Source organism: Dyadobacter crusticola DSM 16708, from assembly GCF_000701505.1.
Taxonomy (GTDB): domain Bacteria; phylum Bacteroidota; class Bacteroidia; order Cytophagales; family Spirosomataceae; genus Dyadobacter; species Dyadobacter crusticola.
The window spans coordinates 1-1,338 of record NZ_JNJB01000042.1; the positions used below are offsets into that span (position 1 = coordinate 1).

Annotated in this window: 1 protein-coding gene; it reads left to right on the forward strand. The window is 46.3% G+C overall.

What is annotated here, in order from left to right; translation table 11 throughout:
* Positions 1-95 precede the first annotated feature (95 nt).
* The coding region (locus tag Q369_RS0122000; protein WP_031529892.1) for an IS1182 family transposase at positions 96-1,338 on the forward strand (1,243 nt) is incomplete at its 3' end.

The window sequence follows — 1,338 nt, forward strand, 5'->3', positions numbered from 1 at the left end:
GAGGCTGTCTCAAATGAGGCAGTCTTTTTTCATTTTAGAGGTTTGGGTAATTTTTCTGGATTGATTATCTTTAGTTATAAGCAAACCAAAGAAAAATGGGTCGCCGACAGCCTAATTTCAAGCCTTATCACCAGCATCAGTTGATGCTGCTTCCTCCAAGTTTAGAAGATCTTGTCCCCAAAGGGCACGTTGTCCGGGTGGTCAACGATGTGATCAATAAGATCAATTTAGAGCCGCTCAATGCCGCCTACTACCTGACCGGTCCGGCAAGTTACCATCCCCAGATGCTGTTAAAAGTGCTCGTATTTGGCTATATGAGCAATATTTATTCAAGTAGAAAGCTGGAAGCGGCATGTAGGGAGAGCATTTACTTTATGTACCTAAGCTCAATGAGCTTCCCGGATCATAACACCATTAACCGGTTCCGGGGCGTGCGTTTGAAGGATACATTCCGGACGATTTTTGAACAGGTGGTGACGCTTTTGGCCCAGGAAGGCTATTTAAGTATTGAAGAAGTGTTCACGGATGGGACTAAAATCGAAGCCAATGCCAATAAATATACTTTTGTCTGGAAGCGCGCTATTGCCACCAACAAGGAGAAAATGAAGAAGCAGCTGGCTGATATCTGGGCTTATGCCCAAAGCGTGGCTGCTAGCGAGGATAACTTGCCCGAGCCGCCGGACCTGACCACGATCAACAAAGAAAAAGTGCAGGAGACGGTCGATACGCTCAACCAGGTGCTCGGCAAGAAGGAAAACATTGACAAGAAAATGAAGGCCAAGTTGGGTTATGTGACCAAGCATTACCCAGCCAATATCGCGCGATATGAGCAGCAGGAGGCCATTTTAGGCGATCGGAACAGTTACAGCAAGACGGATCCGGATGCGACTTTTATGAAATTAAAGGAAGATCACATGCGTAACGGTCAGCTCAAACCGGCTTATAATGTGCAGATATCAACTTCCAACCAGTTCATCGTCAACTATTCCATCCACTCCAACACCACTGATACAAATACGCTGGCTGGTCACCTGGAACAGCATGAAAAAAGCTTTGGCGCTGCCCCTAAATCCCTTACTGCTGACGCTGGCTACGGCTCTGAGGAAAACTATACGTTATTGGAAGAAAAGAAGGTGACTGCCTTTGTGAAGTATAACCTGTTCGACAAACGCCAGAACCGTGCCTTTAATAAGAAGCATCTATTCGCCGCAGACAAGCTTTATTACAACCCCGGGCAAGACCATTATATCTGCCCAATGGGTCAGAAGATGGATTACATAGGCGACAGGACACGGAAAACAGCGACCGGCTTCTTGCAAACCGTAAGACTTTATAAAG